The sequence below is a fragment of the Streptomyces sp. CCM_MD2014 genome (assembly GCF_000772045.1).
GTDB lineage: Bacteria > Actinomycetota > Actinomycetes > Streptomycetales > Streptomycetaceae > Streptomyces > Streptomyces salinarius.
On record NZ_CP009754.1, the window covers coordinates 252015 to 273693 of the forward strand.

At 71.9% G+C, this 21679-nt stretch carries 17 protein-coding genes and 2 pseudogenes; 15 read left to right on the forward strand and 4 right to left on the reverse strand.

Going from position 1 to position 21679, the window contains the following annotated elements; all coding sequences use genetic code 11:
- Positions 1–118 precede the first annotated feature (118 nt).
- The 9 genes and pseudogenes from NI25_RS01140 (at position 119) to NI25_RS01180 (ending at position 10994) form a co-directional block, all read left to right on the forward strand.
- Complete coding sequence (locus NI25_RS01140; protein WP_061440608.1) at positions 119–3136, forward strand: family 16 glycoside hydrolase; 3018 nt, start codon at positions 119–121, stop codon at positions 3134–3136.
- Positions 3137–3273: 137 nt separating this feature from the next.
- Positions 3274–4104, forward strand: a complete 831-nt coding sequence (gene nadE / locus NI25_RS01145; protein WP_061440609.1) for an ammonia-dependent NAD(+) synthetase — start codon at positions 3274–3276, stop codon at positions 4102–4104.
- 143 nt (positions 4105–4247) lie between these two features.
- Positions 4248–5771: a glycerol kinase GlpK gene (gene glpK / locus NI25_RS01150; protein ID WP_061440610.1), complete on the forward strand. Its 1524-nt coding sequence runs from the start codon at positions 4248–4250 to the stop codon at positions 5769–5771.
- 117 nt (positions 5772–5888) lie between these two features.
- Complete coding sequence (locus NI25_RS01155; RefSeq protein ID WP_061440611.1) at positions 5889–6542, forward strand: maleylpyruvate isomerase N-terminal domain-containing protein; 654 nt, start codon at positions 5889–5891, stop codon at positions 6540–6542.
- Positions 6543–6768: 226 nt separating this feature from the next.
- Positions 6769–7422 (forward strand): ankyrin repeat domain-containing protein, encoded by a 654-nt coding sequence (locus NI25_RS01160; protein ID WP_061440612.1) that lies wholly within the window; start codon positions 6769–6771, stop codon positions 7420–7422.
- On the forward strand, positions 7419–8573 hold the full coding sequence (locus NI25_RS01165) for a YncE family protein (RefSeq protein ID WP_061440613.1): 1155 nt from the start codon (positions 7419–7421) through the stop codon (positions 8571–8573). Before NI25_RS01160 ends, NI25_RS01165 begins: the two co-directional genes overlap by 4 nt.
- 60 nt (positions 8574–8633) lie before the next feature.
- Positions 8634–9206 carry a TetR/AcrR family transcriptional regulator gene (locus NI25_RS01170; protein WP_061440614.1) on the forward strand — a complete coding sequence of 191 codons (573 nt, stop codon included), beginning with the start codon at positions 8634–8636 and terminating at the stop codon, positions 9204–9206.
- A gap of 95 nt (positions 9207–9301) precedes the next feature.
- Positions 9302–10113: pseudogene (locus NI25_RS01175) on the forward strand (SAM-dependent methyltransferase).
- Positions 10114–10160: 47 nt separating this feature from the next.
- Positions 10161–10994: an alpha/beta fold hydrolase gene (locus NI25_RS01180; protein ID WP_061440615.1), complete on the forward strand. Its 834-nt coding sequence runs from the start codon at positions 10161–10163 to the stop codon at positions 10992–10994.
- 93 nt (positions 10995–11087) lie between these two features.
- Here NI25_RS01180 and NI25_RS01185 read toward each other — a convergent pair whose 3' ends face one another.
- Positions 11088–11291 (reverse strand): cold-shock protein, encoded by a 204-nt coding sequence (locus tag NI25_RS01185; RefSeq protein WP_061440616.1) that lies wholly within the window; start codon positions 11289–11291, stop codon positions 11088–11090.
- A 331-nt stretch (positions 11292–11622) separates the two neighbouring features.
- On the opposite strand from NI25_RS01185, the gene NI25_RS01190 reads away from it, so the two are divergent.
- On the forward strand, positions 11623–12375 hold the full coding sequence (locus tag NI25_RS01190) for a hypothetical protein (protein WP_061440617.1): 753 nt from the start codon (positions 11623–11625) through the stop codon (positions 12373–12375).
- Between the two features lie 37 nt (positions 12376–12412).
- Here the strand turns inward: NI25_RS01190 and NI25_RS01195 are convergent, their stop codons facing one another.
- Both NI25_RS01195 and NI25_RS01200 read right to left on the reverse strand, forming a co-directional pair.
- Entirely contained in the window at positions 12413–13834 is a 1422-nt protein-coding gene (locus NI25_RS01195) for a Gfo/Idh/MocA family protein (protein ID WP_061440618.1), read from the reverse strand.
- A gap of 186 nt (positions 13835–14020) precedes the next feature.
- Positions 14021–14866, reverse strand: coding sequence for a GntR family transcriptional regulator (locus NI25_RS01200; RefSeq protein ID WP_061440619.1), 846 nt, complete (start codon positions 14864–14866; stop codon positions 14021–14023).
- Between the two features lie 227 nt (positions 14867–15093).
- Here NI25_RS01200 and NI25_RS01205 point away from each other — a divergent pair, with 227 nt between their 5' ends.
- From NI25_RS01205 to NI25_RS01225, 5 genes are all read left to right on the forward strand, one after another.
- Positions 15094–16362, forward strand: coding sequence for an extracellular solute-binding protein (locus NI25_RS01205; RefSeq protein ID WP_061440620.1), 1269 nt, complete (start codon positions 15094–15096; stop codon positions 16360–16362).
- A 48-nt stretch (positions 16363–16410) separates the two neighbouring features.
- Positions 16411–17391 carry a carbohydrate ABC transporter permease gene (locus NI25_RS01210; RefSeq protein ID WP_061440621.1) on the forward strand — a complete coding sequence of 327 codons (981 nt, stop codon included), beginning with the start codon at positions 16411–16413 and terminating at the stop codon, positions 17389–17391.
- A complete protein-coding gene (locus tag NI25_RS01215; RefSeq protein WP_078884474.1) occupies positions 17388–18239 on the forward strand; it encodes a carbohydrate ABC transporter permease in 852 nt (283 codons plus the stop codon). Before NI25_RS01210 ends, NI25_RS01215 begins: the two co-directional genes overlap by 4 nt.
- Positions 18240–18309: 70 nt before the next feature.
- On the forward strand, positions 18310–19881 hold the full coding sequence (locus NI25_RS01220) for a beta-N-acetylhexosaminidase (protein WP_061440622.1): 1572 nt from the start codon (positions 18310–18312) through the stop codon (positions 19879–19881).
- A 92-nt stretch (positions 19882–19973) separates the two neighbouring features.
- Entirely contained in the window at positions 19974–21404 is a 1431-nt protein-coding gene (locus NI25_RS01225; RefSeq protein ID WP_061440623.1) for a cellulose binding domain-containing protein, read from the forward strand.
- A 30-nt stretch (positions 21405–21434) separates the two neighbouring features.
- On the opposite strand, the pseudogene NI25_RS39900 reads toward NI25_RS01225, so the two are convergent.
- Positions 21435–21657 (reverse strand): annotated as a pseudogene (locus NI25_RS39900) (hypothetical protein).
- Between the last annotated feature and the right edge of the window lie 22 nt (positions 21658–21679).

The window sequence follows — 21679 nt, forward strand, 5'->3', positions numbered from 1 at the left end:
TGACAAAGTATGGACATGCCAAGCGGAAGTCTCCTACCTTGACGGCGGAACACCCGTCCCACCGCACAAGACCGGAGCGAAATCCGGCACGGTCCGGTCCCCACCTTCCGGAGGACCAATGCGCCAACGGCTGTTATCGCGTGCCCGAAGACACCTCATCCTCCTGCTGACGTCGGCCGTCTCGATCGGCGGTGTCTGGGCCGCCCCGGCGGCCTCGGCCTCCCCGGCGGCCTCCGCCGACATCCCGCCGCAGGAACCCGGCGTCACGCTGCGCGTGTTCGACGTCCAGACGCCCCTCGACGAACTGTGCACCCTCAAACCGGGCCAGACCCCCAACCACGACAAGCTGATGCCGACGGTCGACTGGTCCACCACCGCGGACTTCGGCGGCATCGCGGACAACTTCGTCTCCGAGGCCTCCGGTTATCTGGTCGCCCCTCGTGACGGCACGTATGTGTTCCGGCTGGTCAGCGACGACGGTTCCCGGCTGGCCCTCGACGGCTCCACGGTGATCGACCACGACGGACTGCACGGCGCGGAACCCAAGGACGGCACGGTCGAGCTCACCGCGGGCGCGCACCCGCTGCGCATCGAGCACTTCGACCGCGGCGGGGGCCAGCAGCTCCAGCTCTCCTGGATGCCGCCGGGCGAGAGCGCGTTCACCGTCGTACCCACCGAGGCGCTGAACACCGACGCCGGGGTCGTGCGGGTGACGGCGCCGGGCCGCAAGGAGTGCGAGGCCGGGCGCGACACCCCCGGCGACGGTCTGCCGCTCACCTCGGTGCGCCCCGACCTCGACCTCACCGACCTGCGCCCCGAAGGCTTCGAACCGCAGGTCACCGGCATGGACTGGCTGCCCGACGGCCGCCTGGCGATCAGCACCTGGGGCGGCACCGACAACGTTGCCGGAGAGGTGTACCTCCTGGACAACGTCACCGGTGACACCAGCCGCGACAAGGTGACCGTGGAGAAGGTGGCGAGCGGGCTGCGCGAGCCCATGGGCATCAAGTACGTCGACGGTTCGCTCTACGTCTCGCAGAAGCACGAGCTGACCCGGCTGGTCGACCGCGACGGCGACGACGTGACCGACGAGTACCGCACGGTCGCCACCTGGCCCTACGGCGGCAACTTCCACGAGTTCGCGTTCGGCCTGCTCTACCGCGACGGCTACTTCTACGTGAACCTCTCCGTCGCCATCGACCTCGGCGGCGCGACCACCAACCCGCAGCCTGCGCCCAACCGCGGGACGACCTACAAGATCAACAAGAAGACCGGGAAGATCAGCCCGGTCGCGGGCGGACTGCGCACGCCCAACGGAATCGGCTGGGGGCCGGGCGGCGGTCTGTTCGCCACCGACAACCAGGGCGGCTGGCTGCCCGCCTCGAAGCTCGTCCAGATCAAGCAGGACCGCTTCTTCAACCACTACACCGAGCCCGCCGGGCCCTTCGAGGACTCCCCCGTCACCGAGCCGGTGCTGTGGCTGCCGCAGAACGAGATCGGCAACTCGCCCTCCACCCCGCTGTACCTCACCAAGGGCAGGTTCGCGGGCCAGATGCTGATCGGCGACGTCACCTACGGCGGCCTGCAGCGCGCCTACCTGGAGAAGGTGAAGGGCCAGTACCAGGGCGCCGTCTTCCGCTACACGCAGGGCCTGGAGGCGGGCGTCAACCGGGTCTCCATGGGCCCCGACGGTGCGATCTACACCGGCGGCCTGGGCGCCGACGGCAACTGGGGGCAGGAGGGCAAGCTCAAGTTCGGCCTGCAGAAGCTGACGCCCAACGGGGGCAACACCTTCGACGTCCAGAAGATGCGGGCCGTGCCCGGCGGCTTCGACCTCACGTACACCCAGCCGGTGTCCGAGGAGACGGCCGCGGAGCTGGCCTCCCGCTACGAGGCCCAGCAGTGGCGCTACACGCCGACCGGCGACTACGGCGGCCCGAAGATCGCCGAGGAGGAGCTGGCCGTACGGTCCGCGACGCTCTCGGACGACGGCCGCACGGTCCGGCTGCGGCTGGACGGCCTCAAGCCGGACCGTGTCGTGCACGTGCGCTCGCCGCGCCCCTTCACCTCGGCCTCCGGCGAGACGCTGTGGAGCACCGAGGCCTGGTACACGCTCAACGAGATGCCCGGCAAGCAGCCGCCCGCCGCGACCCTCTACGAGGCCGAGGAGGCGCGCCTCACCGGGAAGGCGGGCGTCAACACCGACCACGTCGGCTACTCCGGCAGCGGGTTCGTCGACCGTTATGCCGCCGAGGGCAAGGTCACCACGACCTTCGACGTGACCGTCCCGAAGACCGGCACCTACGACGTGGGCCTGCGCTACTCCAACGGCCCGAACCCCTTCGAGGGCACGAAGTCGCTCTCCCTGTACGCCAACGGGAAGAAGGTGCGCCAGACACAGCTCCCCTCCACCGGGGACTGGGACACGTGGTCCACGCGGACCGAGAGCGTGCGACTGCGTGCCGGCCACAACACGGTCTCCTACCGCTACGACCCCGGTGACACCGGCCACGTCAACCTCGACCTGATCACCGTGCACCGGCAAGGCGCGGGGATCGCCCTGTTCGACGGCACCGCCGCCTCGCAGGAGCAGTGGCAGCACACGGACGGAAGGAAGGTCGCCTGGCCGCTGGCCGAGGAGCGGTCGATGGAGGTGTGCTGCGGCGACATCCGCACCAAGGACGCCTACCAGGACTTCAGGCTGCACGTGGAGTTCCGCGTGCCCCTGCTGCCGGACGACGTGACCGGACAGGACCGCGGCAACAGCGGCATCTACCTCCAGGACCGCTACGAACTGCAGATCCTCGACTCCTACGGCGACACCACCCCGGGCACGGACGAGGCCGGGGCGATCTATCTGAAGAAGGCACCCGACACCAACGCGGCGACGGCCCCGGAGACCTGGCAGACGTACGACGTCGTCTTCCGTGCCGCCCGCTTCGACGAGAACGGTGCCAAGACCGCCGACGCGCGGGTGACGGTGGTGTGGAACGGCAGGACGGTCCACGACGACGTCGCCCTCGACGGCCCCACCGCGGCGGGCCGGGCCGAGACGCCGGCCGCCGGGGCGATCCGGCTCCAGGACCACGGCAACAAGGTCCGGTTCCGCAACATCCGGGTCGAACCGCTGCACTGACCCACGGCCGTGCGGGGCGGTCGCTCAAGGCCGCCCCGCACCGCCCGTTGCCCGGATCCGGTGGGCGGGCCGGTGCCGGGGGCGCCTCTGGGTAGGCTGAAACGGGAAACACCCTGCCCGTCGAACAAGGAGCGGAATTGAGCGAGCCGGCGTCCATCGCCCTGCAGAAGGAGATCGCCCGGGAGCTGGAGGTCGCGGAGACCTTCGACGCCGAAGCGGAGATCGAGCGCCGAGTGGCCTTCCTCGCCGACCGGCTGACCTCCGCCGGTCTGCACGCCCTCGTGCTCGGCATCAGCGGCGGTGTCGACTCGACCACCGCGGGCCGGCTGTGCCAGCTCGCCGTGGAGCGGGCCCGCGCCGCCGGGCACGAAGCCCGTTTCTACGCGATGCGGCTGCCGCACGGGGTCCAGGCGGACGAGCACGACGCACAGCTCGCGCTCTCGTTCATCCAGGCGGACCACGTGCTGACCGTGGACATCAAGCCCGCCAGCGACGCGGCGCTCGACGCCCTGCTCGCCGCCGACGTGGCTTTCCGCGACGCCCACCACCAGGACTTCGTGCTGGGCAACATCAAGGCCCGGCAGCGCATGATCGCGCAGTACGCAGTGGCGGGTGCGCACGGCGGTCTGGTCGTCGGCACCGACCACGCGGCCGAGGCGGTCTCCGGCTTCTTCACCAAGTTCGGCGACGGCGCCGCCGACGTCGTACCGCTGACGGGACTCACCAAGCGCCGCGTCCGCGCCGTCGCGGAGGCGCTGGGCGCCCCGGCCGAGCTGGTGCGGAAGGTTCCGACGGCCGATCTGGAGACCCTCGACCCCGGCAAGGCCGACGAGGACGCCCTGGGAGTCACGTACGACGAGATCGACGACTTCCTGGAGGGCAAGCCGGTGAAGCAGGAGACCTTCGAGACGATCGTCACCCGCTACCGGCAGACCGACCACAAGCGCCGGCTGCCGATCGCGCCCTGACCCGCCGCCGGTGGCGGCGCCGCCGTCACCGGCGTCCCCGGCGCCCGCCCTGTCCTGTATATGCGGTTTGCCGGGACCCGCCTTAGTCTGTCCGAGGAGGTGCCCGAACCAGGACCTACACCGGCCGGAGAGGCGGAGCGAACATGGCGGACTTCATCGGCGCGGTGGACCAGGGAACCACCAGCACCCGGTTCATGATCTTCGACCACGGGGGCAACGAGGTCGCGAAGCACCAGCTTGAGCACGAGCAGATCCTCCCCCGCTCCGGGTGGGTGGAGCACGACCCGGTGGAGATCTGGGAGCGCACCAACTCGGTGATGCAGAACGCCCTGCGCAACGGCGGTCTGTCGGGGACCGACCTGGCGGCCATCGGCATCACCAACCAGCGGGAGACCACGGTGGTCTGGGACCCGCGCACCGGCCGTCCCTACTACAACGCCATCGTCTGGCAGGACACCCGCACCGACGCCATCGCGGCGAACCTGGAGCGGTCGGGCCGGGGCGACGTCATCCGCCGCAAGGCCGGGCTGCCGCCCGCGACGTATTTCTCCGCCGGGAAGATCCAGTGGATCCTCGAGAACGTCGACGGCGTACGTGAGGCGGCGGAACAGGGGCACGCGGTGTTCGGCAACACGGACTGCTGGGTCCTGTGGAACCTCACCGGCGGCCCCGACGGCGGCATCCACGCCACCGACGTGACCAACGCGAGCCGCACCATGCTGATGGACCTGGAAACGCTCGACTGGGACGACGAACTGCTCGGCTTCTTCGGCATCCCGCGCAGCATGCTTCCCACCATCAACCCGTCCTCGCACCCGGAGGCCTACGGCACGACCCGGACCTCCCGGCCGCTGCGCGCCGCCGTTCCCATCACCGGGGTCCTGGGCGACCAGCACGCGGCGACCGTCGGCCAGGTCTGCTTCTCCCCCGGCGAGGCCAAGAACACCTACGGCACCGGCAACTTCCTGGTCCTCAACACCGGCACCGAACTGGTCCGCTCCCAGCACGGTCTGCTGACCACCGTGGCCTACCAGTTCGGCGACAACCCGCCGGTCTACGCGCTGGAGGGCTCCATCGCCGTGACCGGGTCCGCCGTGCAGTGGCTGCGCGACCAGATGAAGATCATCAAGACCGCGGCCGAGAGCGAGGAACTCGCGCGCACCGTCCAGGACAACGGCGGCATGTACTTCGTCCCGGCCTTCTCCGGCCTCTTCGCCCCGTACTGGCGCTCCGACGCCCGGGGCGCGATCGTCGGTCTCTCCCGGTACAACGACAACGCGCATCTGGCCCGGGCGACGCTGGAGTCCATCTGCTACCAGAGCCGCGACGTCGTCGAGGCCATGGAGCAGGACTCCTCGGTCCACCTGGACGTGCTGCGGGTCGACGGCGGTGTGACCGCCAACGACCTCTGCATGCAGATCCAGGCCGACGTCCTCGGCGTGCCCGTCAGCCGTCCCGTCGTCGCGGAGACCACCGCCCTGGGCGCCGCCTACGCGGCGGGGCTGGCCACCGGTTTCTGGCGGGACACCGACGAACTGCGCACCCACTGGAGCGAGTCCAGGCGCTGGGAGCCCCAGTGGTCCGAGGAGCAGCGTGCACAGGGGTACGCGGGCTGGAAGACGGCGGTGGAGCGCACGCTCGACTGGGTCAAGGTCCCCGAGAGCTGATGCCGGCGGGCACCGTTCGCGAGCGCCGGCCACAGCGGGTGCCGTCGCCGCGGCGGCGTCCGGTGACACCGCGAAATCCGGTCGCGCGGGACCGGGCGGTGGTGTTGGCTGTCGGGCGTGGATGCCTTCACCCGTTCCTGGTCCGCGTTGCTCGCCGCGGTCGCCGGCCTCTCCGACGAGGACTTCTCCCGGCCGTCCGGCTGCACCGGCTGGCTCGTCCGTGACCTGGTGTGCCACCTGGTCATCGACGCCCAGGACGTCCTGATCACCCTGGCCACCCCTTCCGCCGGGGAGCCGACCCGGGACGCGGTGACCTACTGGCGGGTCGTCGAGCCCCCGACGGGGGACGACCCGCTGGACGCGCTGACCGTCCGGCTGGCCGCCGCCTACGAGCAGCCGGGACTGCTCAAGTTCCACCTGGACGACGTCGGTTCCGCCGCCGGGCGCGCCGCCGCGCTCGCGGATCCCGCCGGCCGGGTCGGCACCCAGGGCCAGGTGCTCGCGGCGGGCGACTACCTCTCGGCGTACGTCCTGGAGTGGACGCTGCACCATCTGGACCTGATCGCACACGTCCCGGGCGCGGTGGGACCGCCCGCGGAGGGGCTGGGGCACTCGCGGGAGCTGCTGGAAGGGGTCGTCGCGGCGACGTTTCCCGCGTCGTTCACCGACCGGGACGCGCTGCTGATCGGCACCGGTCGGCGCGCGCCGACCGCGGCGGAGACGGCCGCGCTGGGCGCGTTGGCGGCGCGGCTCCCGTTTCCGGTCGGCTGACCGGCGCGTCCGCGCGGGCGGCCGGCGGGTCGACGGGCCGGTGGGTGGCTCGGCGGGCCGGTGGGTGGCTCGGCGGGTCGTCGGGCGGGTCGGCGGGTCGTCCGATCGGACGACAGGGCCGTCGTCCGTCCGGCAGTCGCGAAGGAGCCGGTGCGCCGATCCGCCCCGGTGCCCGGCGGGTCCAGGCTGGAGGCACACGTCCCCGAGCCCGCGGAGCTGTCCGACCATGACCGCAAAGCCCCCCAACCCCGCCGACCTCGCCCTGTCGGACGCAGTCCGCCGCGGCGACGCCGACGCCGTCCGGGCCGCGTTGCGGGCCGGTGCCGACCGGGAACTGCGCGACGACCAGGGCCGCACACCGCTCCTGCTGGCGGCCCTGGGGGACCGGGTCGCGGTCGCCGAGGTGCTGGTCGCGGCCGGCGCGGACGTCAACGCGCAGGACGCGCGCGACGACAGCGCGTGGCTGGTCACCGGGGTCACGGGCAGCGTCGCGATGATGCGGGCGCTGCTGCCCGGCGGCCCGGACGTCACGCTCACCAACCGCTTCGGCGGCGTCTCGGTCATCCCGGCGAGCGAACGCGGCCACGTGGCGTACGTCCGGGCCGTGCTCGCGGAGACGGACATCGACGTCGACCACGTCAACCGGCTCGGCTGGACGGCGCTCCTCGAGGCGGTCGTCCTCGGCGACGGCGACCGTACGCACCTGGACGTCGTGGCGGCCCTGCTCGACGCGGGCGCCGACCCCTCGCTGCCGGACGGCGACGGTGTCACGGCCCGGGCCCATGCCGAGCGCAGGGGCTTCGGGGCCATCGCCGACCTGCTGCGGCGGGCCGGGTCACGCGACGGCGGCGGGGCTCGCGAAGAGGGCGGGCGGCGGTGAACCGGCGTTCCCCCGGGAGCCGTCTCGCCGCGCTGGCCGCCGTCGCCGCGGCGCTGGCCGGATGCGCGTCGGACGCCGGCGAGGACCGGACCGCGCCCGCGGTGTCCGCCCCCGCCTCCGGCACGTCCGGGCGCACGCACGACTCCGGCGGCGCCTCGGCGCGCACCCCGGAAGGCGCCCTGCTGGTCACGGACTTCGGCGCCGACACCGTCACCTTCGTCGACCCCGCCGGCCGGGGCGACGCGGCCGACCTCGGCTCGGTACGGGTCGGGACGGCACCGTACGGGATCGCCCTGGGCGAAGACGGCACGGCGTGGGTGGCGACCGCGGAGGGTGTGGCCGCGGTGGACACCCGCACCCGCGAGCGCACCGCCCTCATCCCCTACCGCACGGACACGGGCCCCGTTGCGACCGGCGAGTACCGGGGCGGCGGCATGGGCATCGCCCTGTCCCCCGACGGCAGCCGCGTCTACGTCGGGGTCAACGTCCCCGGCGGGAAGGGCACCCTGGAGGTCGTCGACACCGAACGGCGGGAGGTGACGCGGGTCCTTCCGGCCGGCCGCCGGCCCTTCGACGTCGACGTGTCGCGCGACGGGCGGCACGTCTACGCCACCAACCACGACTCCTTCGACGTGAGCGTCGTCGACACCGGCGACTGGACGACACGCCGCATCGAGGTCGCCCCGTACGGCACCGAGGGCGGCCTCGGCTCCTGGCTCAAGCCGCACTACACCGCCGTACGCCCCTCCGACGGTGCCCTGTTGCTGCCCTTCGAGGGCGAGCGCCTGGCGGTCGTCGATCCCGGCACCGGGCGCGTCCGCATCGAGGAGATGACCGCCGACACCCACCAGCACGGTGTCACGGCCGGTGCCGACGGCACGCTCTACGTGGTCGGCACCGGTCCGATCGACCCGTCCGAGGACGACGGCCCGTCCCTGACCGTTCGTACGCCCGACGGCGACGAACGGGTCATCCCCCTGGACGGCCCGCACGAGACCGTGGCCCTCTCGGCCGACGGCCGCACCGCCTACGTCTCGGGCGGCTTCACCCGCGACGGCTACTGGGACGGCCTGAGCGTCGTCGACGTCGGCACCGGCCGGGTGACCCGGCTACCGGTGGGCGAGCGGCCCCTGGCCGTCGCGGTCCTGTGAGCCGCCGCCGGGGGCGCATCGCCGCTCATGACAGTGGCTGCCCTCGCGTAGACTCGCGGCATGGGTCGATGGGAGCCGAACGCACGCGGCCGCCTGGAGCAGGCGGCGCTGGAGCTGTACGTGGAGCGCGGCTACGAACAGACCCCGGTGGCCGAGATCACCAAGCGTGCGGGACTGACGGAGCGGACCTTCTTCCGGCACTTCGCCGACAAGCGGGAGGTCCTCTTCGGCGGGTCCGGCAGGCTCGAGGAGCTCTGCGCGGGCGCCGTCGCGGCGGCGCCCGCCGCCGCCACGCCGATGGAGGCGGCGGTGGCCGCCCTCGACGCCGCGGCGGGCGTCTTCGAGGAGCGCGGGGACCTGGTCCGTCTGCGGCAGAGCGTCATCGACGCCAACGCGGAGCTGCGGGAACGCGAACTGATCAAGCTCGCGTCCCTCTCCGGTGCGCTCGCCGACGCGCTGCGCGACCGCGGCGTGCCGGACCTGACGGCGCGGCTGACCGCTGAGGCGGCGATCGCCGTGCTCAAGGTGGCCTTCGGGTGCTGGATCCACGGGCCCGGAAAGCGGACGCTGCGGCAGCTCGTCGGCGAGTGCGTCGACGCCCTGGGTGCCGCGGTGGCGGGCGAGCCGGCCTGACCGGTCCGGTGGGTCAACCGGTGTACAGGAAGGGGCCATTGCGACGTAGGTTGTGGTCAAGCACCCACGCCTCGGCTGAAAGACGGACCGCACCCATGAGCGACCCCTCGACCCCCGCCAACGCCGCACAGCAGAAGATCGACACGTCTGTGCCGCACTCGGCCCGGATCTGGAACTACTGGCTGGGCGGGAAGGACAACTACCCGGTCGACGAGCAGGCCGGCGACGCCTACACCGCCGTCTTTCCCGGCATCGTCACCGTCGCCCGCAGCAGCCGCGCGTTCCTGCGCCGCAACATCACCCACCTGGTGGCCGAGGCGGGCATCCGGCAGTTCCTCGACATCGGGACCGGCCTGCCGACCGCGGACAACACCCACGAGGTCGCCCAGCGCATCGCCCCCGAGGCGCGGATCGTCTACGTCGACAACGACCCGATGGTCCTCGCCCACGCCCGCGCGCTGCTCTACTCGACCCCGAGGGCGCGACCTCGTACATCGACTCCGACGTGCTCGACCCGGACACCGTCCTCGCGGCGGCCGCCGAGACGCTGGACTTCGACCAGCCCATCGCGTTGATCCTCAGCAACATCCTGGGGCACATCCCCGACTACGACCAGGCACGTTCCGTCGCCGCCCGGCTCGTCGACGCCCTTCCCTCCGGCAGCTATCTCTCGATCAACGACGGCTCGCGCGGCATCGACCCGGAGTTCGACCGGGCCCAGGACGCCTACAACGAGAGCGGTGCCGCACCGTACATCCTGCGCACCGTCGACCAGATCACGGCGTTCTTCGACGGTCTGGAGCTGGTGGAGCCCGGCGTGGTGCCGGTGACCCGGTGGCGTCCGGAGGCGGGCGCCGACCAGCCGGAACTCATCGGCGAGCACGGCGGACTCGCCCGCAAGCCGTGACGCCCTGACCCGCGCCGTACCGAGCCGTACCGGAAGGAGGCCGCACCATGTCCGCTTGGCCGTTGCCCGAGTCGTTCCCCAGCGCTTCGGGCACCGTCCGCTGGAACCGGCTGGGCACCCCGGACGGGCGCCCGCTGGTCCTGCTGCACGGCACGCCCTTCTCCTCGTACGTCTGGCGCGCGGTGGCCCGCTCGCTGGCACGCGACCACCTGGTGTTCGTCTGGGACATGCCGGGCTACGGACTGTCGGAGAAGGCCGACGGGCAGGACGTGTCCCTGGCTGCGCAGGGCCGCGTCTTCGCGGAGCTGCTGGAACACTGGGGGCTGCGGCGTCCCCTCGTGGCCGCCCACGACTTCGGCGGCGCCGTCGCGCTGCGGGCGCATCTGCTGCACGGCGCCCGGTACGGGGCGCTCGCCCTGGTCGACCCGGTCGCACTGGCACCCTGGGGGTCCCCGTTCTTCCGGCTGGTCCGGGAGAACGCCGAGGTTTTCGGGCGGCTGCCCGAGGGGCTGCACCGGGCGCTGGTGCGCGAGTACGTGGGTTCCACCGGCGGTCCGGGGCTGCATCCGGCGGTCCTGGACCGGCTGGTCGAGCCCTGGCTCGGCGAAACGGGTCAGCCGGCCTTCTATCGGCAGATCGCCCAGGCGGACCAGCGGTACACCGACGAAGTACAGGACCGGTACGCCGGTATCGAGGTCCCCACGCTGGTCTGCTGGGGTGAGGACGACGCGTGGATTCCCGTGGCCAAGGGACGCGAGCTCGCCGGTCTCGTCCCCGGCGCCCGGTGGGAGCCGATCGCCCATGCGGGCCATCTGGTCCAGGAGGACGCGCCCGCCGAGCTGACGGCGGCCCTGCTGGACTTCTTCCGCCGCGTTCCCTGACGGCCGCGCGCGGACTGCGGGGGCTGTGTGCCACGGGGCGGGCCCCGGGAAACCAGCGTTTCCCGGGGCCCGCCCCGCTGGACGGTCTCCCGGTCAGGCGGGGTTGATGTTCTCCGCCTGCGGGCCCTTCTGGCCCTGGGTGATGTCGAAGGTGACGGCCTGGCCTTCCTGCAGCTCGCGGTAGCCCGTGGCGTTGATGTTGGAGTAGTGCGCGAAGACGTCGGGGCCGCCGCCGTCCTGCGCGATGAAGCCGAAGCCCTTTTCAGAGTTGAACCACTTGACGGTTCCGCTGGCCATGCCTTTTGCCTTTCAGCCGTTATCGGATCCGCACCGCGCGAACCCGGAGGTGGTCGTCCTGGTCCTCCGGCATTGCACAGCAAACCGCCCGCACTCCGGCGCGGGCGGTCTGGGCGAACCACGACATCTGCTGCTGACGCTACACGGCATGTCCGAGCCCCACCAGTGAGTAAGGGGTGTGAGCGGCAACCATGTTGCCGAGTTGGCCCCCTCGGCCACCGCGGTGCGGGTCTGCGCTGCGCCATCCGGGGGAGACGGCGAGGCGGCCGCACAACCCGGTTCCGGAAGTGGTCTAGCTATGAAGAGTCCACCCACGGAGTCGGAGATCGATATGACCGTCAGGAAAGCGCTGGCCCTGGTGATCGGCGCCGTCATGTGCACCGGTGCGCTGGCGACCGGCTGCGCCCGGGAGCCCGCGGGCGCCTCCTCCCAGGACGCGCACGCACCCGCGAACTCCGCGGCCCCGCGCCCCGCTCCCCCGCGTTCCTTCCCCCGTCCACTGCCCGGCGTCGGGCCGGCCATGCGGGAGCGTCTCCCGGCCGGCACCCGGCAGGCCGTGGTGGTCACGGGCGAGACCGAGGACTCGTCCCGGGCCCGGGTGGTGCTCTACGAGCGGTATCCGGGCGAGGGCTGGCGGGCGGTCGCCGGTCCGTGGCCCGCCCACAACGGCCTGCGCGGCTGGACCGACGACCACGAGGCGGGCGACCTGCACACGCCCATCGGCGTCTTCGGCCTCAGCGACGCGGGGGGCAGGCTGCCCGACCCGGGCAGCCTGCTCCCTTACGACGAGGATCCGGAGTTCTCCGTGTCGGGCACCGGCTATCTGGGCGAACCCCTGGAGGGGTCGTTCGACTACGTGATCGCCATCGACTACAACCGGGTGCCCGGCACCACCCCGCTGGACAAGACGCGCCCCCTGGGCGAGGACAAGGGCGGCGGCGTCTGGATCCACGTGGACCACGACGGGCCGACCAACGCCTGCGTGTCCCTCAGCGAGGAGCACATGCGCACGTTGCTGACCACTCTGGACCCGGACAAGGAGCCGGTCGTCGTCATGGGCCCGGAGGAGGTCCTGGCTCGGTAGGGCGTCCCGGCCCGCATGGCGGACCGGTGTACCGTGCTCAGCCGACCGGCGGCATGTCGGTGGGCTCCGAGTCGAGGCCGGGCCTGCGCTCCCGCCAGGCACCCCGGGTGAAGTCCGGTATCTCGACGGGGCGGCCGCCCCTGGCCAGTGACGTGACGCTGAGGGGTACGGGCGAGCACCAGGCGGCCGAGTCGTAGACGTCGATGTCGGGCACCAGTCCCGCGCGCATCAGCTGGACGGTGCGCCACTGCAGCACGTAGTCCATGCCGCCGTGGCCGCCGTTGTTCGCGGCGTCGTCGCCGACCTTCCGCCACAGCCAGTGGTCGTATTCCTTGCGGTAGGTCTCGAAGTCGCGCCAGCTGTGGCCGCTGTGGTCCGGTTCGACGTAGATGCGGGCGCCGGTCGGGGCGGGTCCCGCGTAGTCCTCGACGATGCCGCGGCTGCCGGCGAGGGTGTTGATACGACTGTAGGGCCGGGGCGAACTCACGTCGTGCTCCGCCCGGATGGTCCTGCCCTTCGCGGTTTCGATCATGCAGGTGACCAGGTCACCGTTGATGTAGGTCTCCTTCCACGAGGGGTGGTCGCGCGGGACGAAGCGGGCCCGGTAGTCGGCGAGTCCCTTCGGGGCCGTCGTGGTGGCGCGCAGGGTGGTCATGCGGTCGCCGCGGTTGACGTCCATGGCGGCCGCGATGGGGGCAAGACCGTGCATGGGATAGAAGGAGGCGGTGCTGCGGGTGTGCCACAGGCGGCGCCAGGAGTCCGTGTAGTAGGTGTCGGAGAAGAGGAGCTCGCGCAGGTCGTGCAGGTAGCCGCCGTGGCCGTTGGTGATGTCGCCGAACAGGCCGTCGTGCGCCGCTTTCAGCATGGCCAGCTCGTTGCGGCCGTAGTTGCAGTTCTCGGACAGGAGCAGGTGCCTGCGGGTGCGTTCCGAGGTGTCGACGAGGTCCCACAGCTGGCGCAGTTCCGTCGCGATGGGGAGTTCCACGACGGCGTGCCTGCCGCTGAGCAGCGCGGCCCGGCCGTGCTCGTAGTGGAACTCCCAGGGCGTGGCGATGTACACGAGGTCGATGTCGTCGCGGCGGAGCATCCGGGCGTAGGAGTCGGCGGAGCCGCCGTACTCGGCCGGACGCGGCTTGCCCTTGCTCTCCAGGCGGTCGGCGGCGCGTTCCGCCCGGTCGGGGCGGATGTCGCAGACGGCGGTCACGGTGCAGCCGGGCACGGCCGCCCAGCCGGTGATCATGCCCCCGCCCCGGTTGCCGAGGCCGATGATGCCGACGCGGACGGTTCTGTGGGCGTCGAAGGGCACGCCGATCATCGACTTCTGGCCCGGCCTGCGGCGGGGCGCCTGCTCGGACGCCGCGGCGGAGGGGGCGGCGGCCCCGACCCCGGCCGCGAGGGCGCCGGTGGCGGCCGCGGAGCCCAGGAGCAGTCGGCGGGAGACAGCGGGCGTTCGGGACATGACGGCAACACTCCTCGTGGCGTTCGCATCACGGTCGGGGCGCGGTCGGGCGTTGTCGGGCAACGTCGGGCTGTCGAACACTTTCGGGGCATGACTCTGCGGGCTCCGCCGTGACATGTCAATACGTGCTCGATGTGCAGCCGTTCCGAGCATTTCCGCGCACCGGGAGGGTCGGAGGCGGTTGCGCTACATCCCGTCCTGCACCACTCCGCGCGTGGAGAGCGTGACGGGGTCCTTGGTGGTGAAGTCCCCCGGCGGGATGCCCGGGTGGTGCCCGTCGCCGGGTGGCGGCGCCTGGTCGCGCGGGCCGAGGGTGAGCCGGGAGACGATGCGGTAGCGGTCGCCCCGGTAGAGGGAGTGCACGTACTCGACGGGCCGCCCCCCGGTGTCGGTGGTCAGGCGCTCGAAGAGGAGCGCCGGGGAGAGTTCGGGCACGTCCAGCAGGTCGGCCTCCGCACGGGTGACCACGGTGGGCTCGATGGACTGCACGGCCTCGCTGACCCGGACGTCGTGCCGCGCGCCCAGGTGCTCGTACAGGTCGCCCTGCTCCAGTTCCTCACTGGTCAGGTCCGCGACGAGATCGGCCGGTACGTGCAGGTACTCGATGGCCATGGGCGATCCGTCGACCAGGCGCAGGCGCGCCACGTAGTGGATCTGCGCCGCAGGCGACATACGCAGTTTGCGGCCCACTCGGGCACCCGCGGGCAGGGTGCGGACCTCCAGGAGCCTGCTGGTCCAGGCGCCGGCGGCCGGCGGGAGGCTGAGGGCCTGCCGGCCGGAGACCAGTTCCTGGGTGATCTTCTCGGCGGCGACGAACGTGCCCCGGCCGTGCTCGCGCACCAGCACCCCGGCGACCACCAGTTCGTCGACCGCGGCCCGCAACGTGGGCCGCGAGACGCCGAGTTCGGCGCACAGGACGCGCTCCGAGGGGATGGCATCCCCCGGGCGCCGTTCCTCGACGAGTTCCAGGATGGCGTCGCGGACGCGCTCCCGCTTGAGCACCGCACCGGAGGCGGCGGCGTCGATCTCCATGCAGTACTCCCGTGACTGGTCCACTGGTCAACCGAGCTTACCTGTCCACACCGTTGCGAACCAGCCACACCTCGCGTCGGTGCGGCTGAAATCCCGTACATACGTGAGGGGTTGACGCCCTCATTGGTCCATGCCACCTTCGAGCAACAACGCGACTGGTAAGTAAAGCGCCCCTTACTGGTCAAGTGTGAGTGCGCCGTCCCTTCCCGCTCTCCCAGAGGTGAACCGTGAAGTACCGTTCGCTCGCCCTGCTCTCCGCGCTGGTGCTCGGCGCCGGGCTCACCGCCTGTTCCTCGTCCGGCGACGCCGCTTCGGACGGCGCCGACGGCAGCACCGCCCTCGACGTGTGGCTCATGCGCGACAGCGTCTCGGCCCGGTTCCAGAAGGAGTTCGAGACCGGGTTCGAGAAGGCCCACCCGGACATCGACCTGAGAATCCAGATCCAGGAGTGGGAGGGCATCGGCGAGAAGGTGACCGCGGCCCTGGCCAGCAACGACGCCCCGGACGTCATCGAGGTCGGCAACACCCAGGTCGCCCAGTACGCGCAGAGCGGCGGTCTCACCGACTTCACGGACCGGGTGGCGGAGCTGGGCGGCGGTGACTGGCTGGAGGGGCTCGCCGAGCCCGGGTCGTACGACGGCAAGCAGTACGGCATCCCGTACTACGCCGCCAACCGGGTCGTCATCCACCGCACCGACCTGTTCGAGAAGGCCGGTGTCGACGCCTCGCGGATCAAGACCCGGGACCAGTGGATCGCCGCCACCCGCAAGCTCAACAGGGGCGGGACCCAGGGCATTTACCTGCCCGGGCAGAACTGGTACGTCCTGTCCGGCTTCGTCTGGGACGAGGGCGGCGACCTGGCCGTGAAGTCCGGCGGCGCGTGGAAGGGCGGCCTGGACAGCCCCGGGGCGCTGCGGGCGATGGACTTCTACCGGCGGCTCCAGGCACTCGGCAAGGGCCCCAAGGACTCCGACGAGGCCCAGCCGCCGCAGGCCGAGGTGATGGCGAAGGGGCAGGTCGCCCAGATCATCGCCGTGCCGGGCGGCGCCAAGGTCATCGAGGAGAAGAATCCGGAACTCAAGGGCAAGCTCGGCTTCTTCCCGGTCCCCGGCAAGACCGCCGACCGGCCGGGCGCCGTCTTCACCGGCGGTTCCGACCTGGTCGTTCCGGCCGTCGCCGCCCACCAGGAGCAGGCGTTCACCTTCATCCGCGAACTGACGGGCGACGCCTGGCAGAAGAAGCTCGCCGTCGCCATGAGCTACGTACCCAACAAGACCACGCTGGCGGACGCCGTCGCCGACGACCCCGGCACCGCGGCCATGGCGGCCGGCGCGGCGAACGGTCATGCCACGCCCAACACGCCCCAGTGGGCGGCGGTCGAGGCCAAGAACCCGATCAAGGAGTACATGACGGCCGTACTCACCGGCGAGGACGCGGCGTCGGAGGCGGCGAGGGCCTCCCGGACCATCACCGAGACGCTGGGCGCCGACTCCTGACCTCGGCCGCGTCCGACACCACGACGAGCACCAGACCCAGGAGGCGACGTGCCGACCGTCCGTGAGCGAAGTGTGCCGCGCGCCGCCGGCCGCCGCCGACCCCCGCCCACGGGGCGCTCCGGCGGTCGCGGCGGGGCCGGGCGGGGCACCCTCTGGCCCTACCTGCTCATCGCTCCCGCGGTGCTGGGCATGCTCTACCTGCTGCTCTATCCGCTGGCCCGCGCCGTACTCATCTCCTTCCAGGACTTCCGTCTGCGTCAACTCATCCTGGGGGACGCCCGGTTCGTCGGCCTGCGCAACTACCGGACCCTGCTCGGGGACCCGGGGTTCTGGGAGGTGGTGCGCCGGACGTTCGTGTTCATGGCGGTCAACGTCGTCGCGATCATGGTGCTGTCCACCCTGGTCGCGCTGATGACCGAGCGGCTGGGCCGGGCGGCCAGGACCGTGGTCCTCAGCTCCCTGGTACTGGTCTGGGCGGTGCCGGTGGTCGCGGCGACCACCGTGTTCCAGTGGCTGTTCCACTCCGAGTTCGGCATCGTCAACGAGACCCTCACCGGGCTCGGCTTCGAGTCGTACGAGGGCTATCCGTGGTTCGCGCACGGCGGGGCGGCGTTCGGCATCGTGGTGGCCCTGATCGTCTGGCAGTCCGTGCCGTTCGCCGCGATCACGCTCTACTCGGCGCTGGTCACGGTGCCGACCGAGCTGTACGAGTCGGCCCGCATGGACGGCGCGGGGGCCGCGCGGGTCTTCCGCTCCGTCACCTTCCCGCTGATCCGCCCGGTCTTCATGCTGGTCCTGTCCCTCGAAGTGATCTGGACGTTCAAGGCGTTCGTGCAGATATGGGTGATGACCCGCGGCGGGCCGGGCGAGGCCACCACCATCCTGCCGGTGTACGCCGTGCAGACCGCGCTGGCGGGCCAGCGCTACGACCTGGGCTCGGCCGCCTCGATGCTCACGGTCCTGCTGATGAGCGGCGTCCTGGTCCTGTACTTCCGCCAACTGTTCCGTCAGGAGGGCGAGCAGCCGTGAGCACCCCGCGTCCCCCGCTGCGCCGCACGCTGCGCCGCCTCCCGCTCAACGCCGCCGCCGCGCTCACCGTGGTGATCTGCCTGTTCCCGGTGTACTGGATGGTCACGACGGCCTTCAAGCCGTCCACGGACATCCAGTCCTACGATCCGCGGCCGGTGCCCCGCAGCTGGACGCTGGACCACTTCCGCACAGCGGTCGGCGCCGACGGCTTCGCGCTCTTCTGGCGCAACAGCATCCTGGTCACCCTCAGCGCCGTCCTGCTCGCCCTGCTGGTCGCCCTGGGCGCCGCCTACGCCGTGGCCCGCATGCGCTGGCGCGGGCGCCGGCAGTTCATGCTGGCGGTGTTCGTCGCGCAGATGGCGCCCTGGGAGTCACTGATCATCCCGGTCTACATCATCTCCCGCGACACCGGGATGCTCGACCGGCTGCCGACGCTGACGCTGATCTACTTCATGATCACACTGCCGTTCACGGTGGTCGTGCTGCGGGGCTTCATCGCCGGCATCCCGCCGGAGCTGGAGGAGGCCGCGCAGGTCGACGGCTGCACCCGGGCCGGTGCCTTCCGCAGGGTGGCGTTCCCGCTGCTCGCGCCCGGTCTCATGGCAACCTCGCTGTTCGGCTTCATCACCGCCTGGAACGAGTTCACCTACGCCAACTTCCTCATCATCAAGCAGCAGGACAGCCGCACGCTGCCGGTGTGGCTCTCCTCGTTCCAGTCCACCTTCGGCACCGACTGGGGGGCCACCATGGCGGCCGCCACGCTCTTCGCCCTTCCCGCGCTGATCATCTTCCTCGCCCTGCAACGGCATGTGACGGCCGGGCTGGCCTCCGGAGGCGTCAAGGGCTGACCGCGTCCGCCGTCTCATCCGCTCTTCCTCCCCCTCACCTTCGTGCCCCGCCGACCACCGGAGCCGTCCCGTGGACCTGCCACGCCCCGAACTGTCCCTCGTTCCCCGCCCGACCCGCCTCTCCACCCGCTCCGGCCGTTTCCGCCTCGACGGAACGACCCGGCTGCGGGTCACCCCGGGGGCCGGTCCGGCCGCGAACCTGCTGCGCACCCTCCTCGCCCCGGCCACCGGACTGCGTCTGGACTCCGCCTCCGACGGGGCCTTCGTGCTCGCCCTGGACCCCGCCCTGGCCGGCCTCGGAGACGAGGGGTACGGCCTGACCGTGAGTTGCCGGGGTGTGCTGCTGCGGGCCGCCCGCCCGGCCGGTCTCCTGCACGGTGTGCAGACGGTGCGGCAGCTCCTGCCCTACGGCGCCCTGTCCGCGCGGCCGGAGCGCGGGGTGCCGTGGGAGCTGCCGGCCGTGGAGATCACCGACGTACCCCGCCATGCCTGGCGCGGCTCCATGCTCGACGTGGCCCGGCACTTCCAGCCGGTGTCGTTTCTGCGGCGCTACGTCGATCTGCTGGCGCTGCACAAGCTGAACGTCTTCCACCTCCACCTCACCGACGACCAGGGGTGGCGCATGCCGGTGGCCGCCCATCCCCGGCTCACCGAGGTCGGCGGCCGGCGCGCGGAGTCGATGGTGGGCCCGGCGGGCAGCGACCGCTTCGACGGCGTGCCGCACGACGGTGCCTACACCCGTGCGGAGCTGCGGGACCTGGTCGCCTACGCGGCCGAGCGCGGCGTGAGCGTACTGCCGGAGACCGGCGTGCCGGGGCACGTCCGCGCCGCCCTGGCCGCCTACCCGGAGCTGGGCACCGACCCCGAGCGCCGACTGGACGTGTGGACGCACTGGGGCGTGTGCGAGAACGTCCTCGGGCCCGGCGACCACGTCCTGGACTTCTTCCGCACCGTCCTGGACGAGGTGATGGACGTCTTCCCCTCGCCGTACGTCCACATCGGCGGCGACGAGGTCCCCACCACGGAGTGGGAGCGCAGCCCCCGGGCGCGTGCCCGTGCCGCCCGTGAGGGGCTCGCGGGGCCGCGCGCGCTGCACCCCTGGTTCATCGCGCGGTTCGCCGAACACCTGGTGCGCGCGGGGCGCAGGCCGGTCGTCTGGGCCGAGAGCGGCGTCACCCTGCCCCTTCACTGCACGGTGATGAGCTGGCGGGACCCCGCGCACGCCAGGGCGGCGGCCCTGCGCGGGCACCAGGTCGTGCACGCCGACCACCGCGCGACCTACTTCGACTACGCGCGGGGCCCCGGCCCCGGGGAACCGCCGGCACAGCCCGGCGGGATCGTGGACCTGCGCGCCGTCCACGACGTGGACCTCGCGCCGCCGGCGCCGGAGGCGGCGTCCCGGGTGCTGGGCGCCCAGGGCCAGTTGTGGACGGAGTTCGTGCGGACGCCGGAGCACATCGAGTACCTCACCTACCCGCGGCTGTGCGCGCTCGCCGACCGGGTGTGGGGCGGCACCCCGGACTGGCCGGGCTTCAGCGCCCGGCTGGCCGGACACCGGTCCCGCCTCGACGCCCTGGGCGTCCCGCACGCCGTCCCGCCGGCCCCTGCCCCGGTCCCGCCCCGCGTGGGCGGCGTCCACTGACCCGGTGGCGGCCGGCCCCCGTCGTTCCCCCACACCGCGCACCACCCACCGAGGCTTCCGCGCAGGCGGGAGCCGTGCCGAAAGGACCCCGCATGAGAAACCGACCCTCCGTCGGCCGCGCCCGCCTGGCGCTCGCCCTGTCCGTCCTCCTGGGCGGCGGTGCGCTGACCGCCCTCCCCGCCCAGGCCGCTCCCGCCGCCGACGGCCTCACCGTCCAGTACCGCACCAGCGCGAGCGGAGCCACCGCGGACCAGACGGAGCCCTGGTTCAAGGTCCGCAACACCGGCTCGTCCACCGTGCAGTTGAGCCAGGTGAAGATCCGCTACTACTTCAAGGCGGACTCCCCGAACGCCTCCTACCGCTTCGCCTGCTCCTGGGCGGTGCGCGGCTGCGCCGCCGTCACCGGCACGTTCGGCACCCTGAGCAACCCGACCGCGACGGCCGATCGCTACCTGGAGATCGGTTTCACGGCGGCGGCCGGCACACTGGCGCCCGGCGCGGACACCGGTGACCTGCAACTGCGCTTCTACCAGAGCGACTGGCAGACGCTCCGGCAGAGCGACGACTACTCCTTCAACGGCGCGCAGACCTCGTACGCGAGCTGGGACAAGGTCACGGCCCGGTTGGCCGGTGCCACCGTCTGGGGAACGGCTCCCGAGGGCAACGATCCCACCGACCCGACCGATCCCACCGACCCGACGGACCCGCCCGGTGGCGGTCAGACGCTGTTCGACGACTTCGACTACGGCTCGCACTCCGACCCCGCGCTCTCCGCGCACGGCTGGAGCGTGCGCTCTAACTCCGGCGGACCCGGCGTGCCCGGGGCGACCTGGGACCCGTCGAAGGTCACCTTCGTCTCCTCGGGCGGCAACTCGGTGATGAACCTGGAGACCTCCACGGCCGGCACCGGCGCCTCCACCACGCAGACCGAAATCCTGACCAAGTTCACGAAGTTCCGGAACGGGACCTACGCGGCCCGCGTGAGGTTCTCGGACACGCCGAAGTCGGGGCCCGACGGGGACCATCTGGTGCAGACGTTCTTCACCATCAACGACCTCAAGGCTCCGATGGCCGACGACTACGCCGAGTACGACTTCGAGTACCTGCCCAACGGAGGGTGGGGCGAGCCGTCGAACATCCTCTACACGACCTCCTGGGAGACCTACGACCCCGATCCCTGGCAGGCCGTCAACCAGCACTCGGAGCAGCGCAGCAGCTACGCCGGCTGGCACGACCTCGTGGTGACCATCGACGACAGCGCCATCACGTACTACGTCGACGGGCAGGTGTTCGGCACCCACGACGCGCGGTACCTGCCCGAGCGGCCGATGTCGATCAACTTCAACCAGTGGCTGATCGACCTGAACGGCCAGACGTCGACGACCCCGCGCGCCTACGACCAGCAGGTCGACTACGTCCTGCACGTCAAGGACCGGGTGCTCACCCCGGCCGAGGTCACCGCGAAGGTCGCCGGGTACCGCACCGCCGGCACCGGGTTCGTGGACGAGGTGCCCGCCTCCTGACCCTGGCGAGGAGGCACCGTGCGGGGACGGTCAGAACAACGGTTCCTGGGCCGCCGAGGGCCGTCCCCGCCCCTTGCGGCGCCGGGTGCCGGGCGCGGGTGCCGTCTCCCCGAACAGGGGGGGCGGTGCCGTACTCGTCCGGCTCGGCCGGGACGGTGGCGGGCCCGGTGCTCACGTTGAGGACCAGTGGGGCGTCCCGGTCGAAGTCGCCCGGCGTCATCGCCACCCACTCACGGTCCTGCCGCTCTCCCACGCACCGACACCTCTCTCGCGCC

Excerpts from the sequence above, each read along its gene's own strand:
- NI25_RS01140 (WP_061440608.1), top strand. The coding sequence starts at position 119 with ATGCGCCAACGGCTGTTATCGCGTGCCCGAAGACACCTCATCCTCCTG.
- glpK (WP_061440610.1), top strand. The coding sequence starts at position 4,248 with ATGGCGGACTTCATCGGCGCGGTGGACCAGGGAACCACCAGCACCCGG.
- NI25_RS01160 (WP_061440612.1), top strand. The coding sequence starts at position 6,769 with ATGACCGCAAAGCCCCCCAACCCCGCCGACCTCGCCCTGTCGGACGCA.
- NI25_RS01170 (WP_061440614.1), top strand. The coding sequence starts at position 8,634 with ATGGGTCGATGGGAGCCGAACGCACGCGGCCGCCTGGAGCAGGCGGCG.
- NI25_RS01180 (WP_061440615.1), top strand. The coding sequence starts at position 10,161 with ATGTCCGCTTGGCCGTTGCCCGAGTCGTTCCCCAGCGCTTCGGGCACC.
- NI25_RS01185 (WP_061440616.1), bottom strand. The coding sequence starts at position 11,291 with ATGGCCAGCGGAACCGTCAAGTGGTTCAACTCTGAAAAGGGCTTCGGC.
- NI25_RS01190 (WP_061440617.1), top strand. The coding sequence starts at position 11,623 with ATGACCGTCAGGAAAGCGCTGGCCCTGGTGATCGGCGCCGTCATGTGC.
- NI25_RS01195 (WP_061440618.1), bottom strand. The coding sequence starts at position 13,834 with ATGTCCCGAACGCCCGCTGTCTCCCGCCGACTGCTCCTGGGCTCCGCG.
- NI25_RS01200 (WP_061440619.1), bottom strand. The coding sequence starts at position 14,866 with ATGGAGATCGACGCCGCCGCCTCCGGTGCGGTGCTCAAGCGGGAGCGC.
- NI25_RS01225 (WP_061440623.1), top strand. The coding sequence starts at position 19,974 with ATGAGAAACCGACCCTCCGTCGGCCGCGCCCGCCTGGCGCTCGCCCTG.